Here is a 6456-nt window from a genome sequence, read left to right as displayed (position 1 = left end):
TAGTGAAACGATGTCTTCTTTCGTACTCAGAAGGAATTCCAGCTTGTTCAGGGCCATGCCAGTACGGTGAGCTGTCTCCGCGACAGTCTCTGGACGGCCGAGCCTAGCCTCGATCCCCTCACGCTCCTGAAGAATCTTTCTTGCGGCCTCCAGAGCATGGACAGGAACACGGACGGTCCGGGCTGTGTTGGAGATGGAACGAGTGACCTGCTGGCGGATCCACCAAGTCGCATAGGTGGAGAAACGGAATCCCTTGCGCCAGTCATAACGCTCGACAGCCTTCATCAAACCGATGTTGGCTTCCTGAATCAGGTCGTCATATGGCAGGCCGGACCAGAGGTACTTCCTGGCAATGGACAGCGCGAGGCGGAGATTGCTGACAATCATCCTTTCCCGTGCAGCAGCCTGGCGCTGCAGGGCCTCGGCAAAATCCGCACCTTCTGGATCGCCTGAAGCCCTCTCCGCCAGCATGCTCAAAAACCCTCTGGAAAGGCATGCCCGCCTCAGGGCATCAACAACAAGAGGGACATTTGACCCTGCAGCCCGAACCTCCGCCACAGCCGCCACGAAGGCCGCAGCTTCACCATCGAGTTCCACCTCATCAGCGCCCTCCTCTTCGATAGGTTCCCCCGGGCTCTTCGCCTCCCCATCGCTCGAGGGCTCTGGTCCTGTAGTGAAGGACTCGGGATCAGCGTCACCGCAAGCCACTTGGTCGGCCGCAACAAAAAGCGCTGCAAGACCGGTCGGCCATCGCGTCAGGGCACGAAGCGCCGCAGTTGCACCCTCTTCCATCTGGCGACCGAGGGAAATCTCCTCTTCTGCGGTGAGTAGGTCGCCTCGAAGATCCCGGGAGTAAAAGCTGAAAGGCTCGTTGTAACTGGAGGCGAGCTCTGCCAGGAACTCCGTTGCCTCGGTAAGCAGGTACTCCTCATCAAGGGATGATTCATGGGGAAACGTCTCGCCCGGGTCAATCCATTCAACCACCCTCGCGCCTAGTTCCGTGACAACGAAGCTCAGCAGTCTCTCGGCCTGCTGGTCTCGCGAACCATCCGAATCCACACAGAGCTCGACGAGTGTTTCCTCAGGCACAAGACCTTCGCGCAAGGCGCTGAGCAGAAGCTCCCGAATTCGGTCAGAGCCTTCTCCCTTGGTGAGCGGGGACGCCCTCTCTGGGAGGAAAAGATCGATATCACCCCAATCCTCGTCGCCGTCGACAGCCTCATGCCTCGCCATCCTCTCATGGATGGCATGGGCGGCATGGGCCACCGTCTCATCGCCCTCTGGAGCGACCAAGGTAACCTCTGCTTCCCAGTCGTCGAGGTCGAGGCCAAGGGGTTCATCGTCGAGGATGATTTCGAAACCAATGGCCGGTTTTTCACGGACGCCGGTCCTCTCGATACCAGGTTCCGGGGACTTGTAAGGGTAGCTGTGACTCCTCTCATCGGACCCGGGCCCGGGCCCCTCGCCAAGGCGAGTTCCCGAAATTGCCCCGGATTCATGCTCCGGGAAAATTCGGTAGGGCAATGCCTCGTCCTCATCGGGCGTTACGGAACCGTTGGCCAGTTCGTTTAAATCAGACGCCCCGGAGGCCCCCACCTCACTGACTCCGTGCTCACTTTCATGCGCAGCAAAATGGTCCTTGCAGGACTTGCGCTCTGCTTCGACCAGCCGCAGCGCTTCAGTCAGAATCAGAATCGTCTCGGAGCACCCTGCGCGTCTGGCATAAGCAAGGGCGTCGTACCCCTTGAAGTCAACTAACGCAGGGGCCGCACCGGCTTCGAGAAGAAGCCTTACGATGGTCGGCCTCTTCTTCCCGGCCGCGAGCATGAGAGGAGTTGCGCCCCGCGCGTCGTGGGCATCCAGGTCATCCCCCCGCCCGATATGCAATTTCACCGCACTTTCCACACCGGTGATCACGGCGAGTCGTAGAAGCGGATTCAGTTTCCTTACTGGTTCATCCATCACTGCAGGCCTTCGTATCGAGACGCCGAGGACCACCTATCGACCAGCGCATCCGTATCATGAATCAGTCGCAACCTGCATCCCGGCCACCAGGATGATCGCTTAGGCCAGGTACCGTGGTGAATACCTGCATCACAAACCCTGAGCAACATCCTCAAACATGCCTGTTCAGAAACCGAATCCACCTGAAACCCCTGCAAGCTGATGATTTCCCTTTTTCTGGCTTCACAAGGTCACGATGCAGCCATGACCCTAAGACTGGAATTCTTTAGCATCTCGTCCTGTTCAAGGCACTGCTTGATGACGTGAGACACCACATCCGCCAACTGCAATGCCAGATACGGCGGCACTGCATTGCCAATCTGATGGTATGCCTGCGTGCGATTGCCCTCAAAGAAATAATTATCTGGAAATGTTTGCAGACGAGCGGCTTCGCGAACGGTGAGGCTTCGTACCTGACAAGGATCGGGATGTATGTAGTAATGCCCATCCTTGGCGATATGCGACGTTACCGTACTCGATGGCTGATCCCAGAGTTGAACCCTGAATCGATCGGCAAAATGTTTGACCTCCTTATTTTTCTGAACATTCGCGTGGTGAGGTAACAGCTTCTCCGGAAAATCACGAAGCTTGGGAGACACTCCATGACATTCGCCATATGAAGCCGCAAACAGATACCGCTGCAGATCTGAAGCCATGTGTGCTCGCGTCTCATGCTGAACAACTCCACCCATTCTTGGATCATGCAGCCAATCCTTGAGTGCTTTCGGTGTAAAGTCTCCAGGAATGTACCTACCACCCGTGGCGGCATGATGTTTCAGACCCCCTAAAGAATCGAGCAGCTTCTGGGACAATGATTCTTCCTTGATATCCTGCAGCACTTTCTTGAACCCGTTCCAGATGGAGTCGATCCATATATCAGGATCCTTGGTCTTTCTGGAGTTTCCCAGGGAAAAAACACTACGCAGCTCTGGCATTCCCTCAATCGTATCTCGAACAGTATTCGGCGGCCTTTCCTGCAAGTCGGGAACCTGGACATCATAATCCGCCCGGATGCCGAACAGGATAACGCGATGGCGAGCCTGCGGGATCCCGTAACGTTCGCACTCCAGAATGTAGTCCGATGGATGCAGGTCGAGATACCGGGATGCCGGTTTTGCGAAGGAAACTATATGATAGCGATGTTTCTGATCGGGCTCGGGAATGAGCTCTCTATCCTCATCAGTCAACGCACCCCATGGCGCCCGCATATCAGAAAGAATACGCTCAAATATCGGAGACTTATTGTGAGTTGAAGTCAGGATTCCCTTGACATTCTCCATCACAAAAACGGTAGGCTGATAGGCTGCTATAATTTTCAGATATTCACGATACAGCGTATGGCGCTTATCCTCCGCAAACCCCTCCAGCCCACGCATACGCGCACGCCCGATGATCGAGTAAGCCTGACACGGGGGTCCTCCCAGAAGTGCCCAGTGCCTCTGCCCCTCAATCGCCTTTCCAATTCGATCCATGACTTCTGACAGCGAAGCCTTGCCCAACTCGGCCTGCCATACAATCCTTTCTGCGGCACGCGCCTGCTCGGGAAACTCTGCCCAAAGCTTATCCCTTGTGACACCGGCATCACCACGAACATAATCGTAGTACATCTCTGGCACCAGGCCATCCGGAAACTGGCGAAAAAAACTCCGAAGCTTCAATGTCCTGTGGGCCCACTCGTCCTTTTCCACCGACAACGTAACCTTGAAATCAGAGCTTCCGCGATAAGCTTCGAAACCTTCGCCCAGCCCACCAGGCCCAGCGAAAATATCAACCACTGGTATCTTCGCACGGGCGGACGGCATTTCGTTCCGCTGAATAGGTCCAGACATTCCATTTTCCCGGCTCAGGTTGAGCATCTACGCCTCTATGATATTTTTATTTATAAACTCATTGGACACATGATATCACGCCATGCCCTTTCCCTCATTTGCCGGATTCATGGCTCAATCAGCTGCACACGCTTCACGCCCAGGCCCTCCGGCCTGGGCATTCCAAAACCATCGCCTCCCGCAAGAATGTCATCAGCAAGCCATTGCAGGCATGGCGACTCAGAACGCGCGGAGGGGGTATTACCCGGACCAATCACGAGCAGCAGACATTCGCACTCCATATGCGGTTCCACCCCTGATTGCCGCACCCCATGCAGTGCTCGCGTGACATACGTCAACCGCAGAATTCGGGAATATGGTTCTCTCACCACGATCGGTCGCTTCACAGAGCCTGACAAGAACCGCACCTGAGGGCTGCACCGGCCACCGACCAACAGCGCCCCGATGATACCCACCCCTGGACAAATGGCATTTTCTCATGAATCCGCCGATCCTTAGAACACCGTGATGATGTGGACCCCATGAAGCTCACACGGCATGACCTGCCGCACTTCGGCAAAGATGACGCACCAGCGGCGGGTGACAGGGCCATTGCGGCTAACGCTCACCCCAACCCGAAAAAATCCGGGCCCATTTCGCCCACGGGCACACCCAGGGCACATTCCGGGCACACGCCCAAAACAGGGAATTTCGGAAAAAGGAGACCTTGACTCGCTGAGTGATGGCCGCAACCAGGCCAAAAACGATTGCTGGCAGGCGTGGTCAGCACTCATCGGCCATTTCGGCGCCGATGGAGAGGCTGTAAGCCTTTGATTTGGGGGGAGATGGCGCGCCCGGCAGGATTCGAACCTGCGACCCCTGCCTTCGGAGGGCAGTACTCTATCCAGCTGAGCTACGGGCGCGTGATGCGTATGGTACTCGAAATTGAATGCTAGCTGTTGTGCCCATTTGGCCCCTGAGTGTTGCCTTCGGAGGGCAGTACTCTATCCAGCTGAGCTACGGGCGCATAACGGAGATACTAGCATATCCCACGGGCTGGCTTGGTAGCGGGCCGATGGAAGGGCGGAGAATAGCCCAAATGGGGCGGCGCGCCAAGGGGCGTAGCACAGGCTGCAGCGCCCACTGACCATGGGCGTGCGGTGGCCGAGGCCCATCAGGCGTTTGCTGGCTCTTCCAGCACCGCTACCGTGTAGCGCCACAGCCTCAGGGAATTCGACCAGTGGCGCTGCGGCAGGCCGGCCTTCTGGCGCAGCGCGGCCATGAAGGTGACGGGATCGGGCAGTTGCTCCCATACGGCGGGCAGGAAGGTGGATCGGTGGGGGCCGTCATGGAGGATCACGCCGTCCACGCCAGGGCGCAAGGTCTGCAGCAGTTCGGCCTCACCTTCCACCTTCAGCAGCTCGGCAGGCTCGAGGATGGAGATGGATAGATGGATCTCCTCGGCCTGGGAGGCGGGCAAGGGCGGAAACCGGGGGTCACGAAAGGCCGCCGCCCAGGCGTTGTGGGCCACATCTTCCACCAGGGGGCGCTGCGCCTCCAGGCTGCCGATGCAACCCCGCAGGGCGGCCTGATGATGCAGGGTGACGAAGGTGGCCGCCGGTGCTACCAGGCGTTCCGAAAGCGTCTCGCGGGGCGTGCAGTCTTCCGGCTGCGCGCCCCCCAGGGCACGGCGGGCCACCTGGAACAGCAGGCGGTGCTCCGTCACGTCCAGATCAACTGAAGGCATAGGCACCGTAGCCCACCACCTGCTCACGGGGCCCGGCCGTATCCCCCGAGCTGCGCAGATCCAGCGTCTCGCCCCTGAGCCCGTGCCGTCGTGCATTGATCAGCAACCCCTGCACCGGCACGTAGCCGCAGGCATGGCCGGGCTGGATCTCCTCGGCCTTCAGCTGGCGTATGGCATTCGATGTGCGGGTGTCCACCTCCCGGGCGGTGTCGTAGTCCAGGTAGTGGCTGAGGTCGGAGCTGATCACCACCAGGGTGTCGTCACCGCCCCATACATCCTCCAGGGCACTGGCCACTTCTTCGCCCGTGGCACTCCCCACCACCAAAGGCACCAGGGTGAAGTCGTCCAGCAGCATCTGCAGGAAAGGCAGTTGCACCTCCAGGCTGTGCTCGTTGCGGTGCGGGTCGTCGAAGCGGAACACGGTGGGAGATTTCACCGCCTTCTCGATGCTGTCCTGATCCACGGACACCGTGCCCAGGGAAGTCTGGAAGCCATCCACGCTGGGGGCTGCGATTCCGTAAAAACCCACCCGGTGAGCCGGGCCGATCAGCACCACACGCTTGATCCGAGCGGCGCGTTCGGGTGTGAGGGTGGCGTAGGCGCGACCAGCCACACCCCCGGAATAGATGTATCCCGCGTGGGGGGCGATCAGGGCCTTGGGCGCGGGTTGGGAAGCGGGGCTCTCCTCACCCCCTTCGTCGAGATAGGCCTGCACCGAGGCCCTCAGGGCATCGGCTTCGGCGGGGTAGAACTGCCCCGCCACTGCGGGGTGTCGTATGGTTTCCACGGCGGCTCCTCCAATAGGCTGGCTGGATATCCGCCCTCAATGGCTTCACCGCCGGATACTTTGTGTATCTCTCATCATGGCTGGACCGCACATTTCAAAAGCCGATGCAG

The 6456-nt window shown here is 58.7% G+C and carries 4 protein-coding genes and 1 tRNA gene; all 5 read right to left on the bottom strand.

From position 1 onward, the window contains the following. Nucleotides 1-1962: sigma-70 family RNA polymerase sigma factor (locus LPW29_RS01540; RefSeq protein ID WP_238626530.1), on the bottom strand; the 1962-nt coding region annotated here is incomplete at its 3' end. Between the two features lie 233 nt (nt 1963-2195). Continuing rightward, nucleotides 2196-3860, bottom strand: a complete 1665-nt coding sequence (locus tag LPW29_RS01535; protein ID WP_238626529.1) for a DNA cytosine methyltransferase — start codon at nt 3858-3860, stop codon at nt 2196-2198. A 798-nt stretch (nt 3861-4658) separates the two neighbouring features. Next, nucleotides 4659-4735, bottom strand: a tRNA-Arg gene (locus LPW29_RS01530). A gap of 251 nt (nt 4736-4986) precedes the next feature. Continuing rightward, a complete protein-coding gene (gene amrA, locus LPW29_RS01525; protein WP_238626528.1) occupies nt 4987-5559 on the bottom strand; it encodes an AmmeMemoRadiSam system protein A in 573 nt (190 codons plus the stop codon). Next, a complete protein-coding gene (gene amrB / locus LPW29_RS01520; protein ID WP_238626527.1) occupies nt 5546-6346 on the bottom strand; it encodes an AmmeMemoRadiSam system protein B in 801 nt (266 codons plus the stop codon). Before amrB ends, amrA begins: the two co-directional genes overlap by 14 nt. Nucleotides 6347-6456 lie beyond the last annotated feature (110 nt).

Source organism: Ectothiorhodospira sp. 9100 (assembly GCF_022227565.1).
In the GTDB taxonomy this organism is placed as follows: Bacteria; Pseudomonadota; Gammaproteobacteria; order Ectothiorhodospirales; family Ectothiorhodospiraceae; genus Ectothiorhodospira; species Ectothiorhodospira marina.
The sequence above is the reverse complement of the archived record's forward strand: the minus strand, read 5'-3'. Positions and strand labels throughout refer to the sequence as shown.

Excerpts from the sequence above, each read along its gene's own strand:
- LPW29_RS01535 (WP_238626529.1), bottom strand. The coding sequence starts at position 3,860 with ATGCTCAACCTGAGCCGGGAAAATGGAATGTCTGGACCTATTCAGCGG.
- amrA (WP_238626528.1), bottom strand. The coding sequence starts at position 5,559 with ATGCCTTCAGTTGATCTGGACGTGACGGAGCACCGCCTGCTGTTCCAG.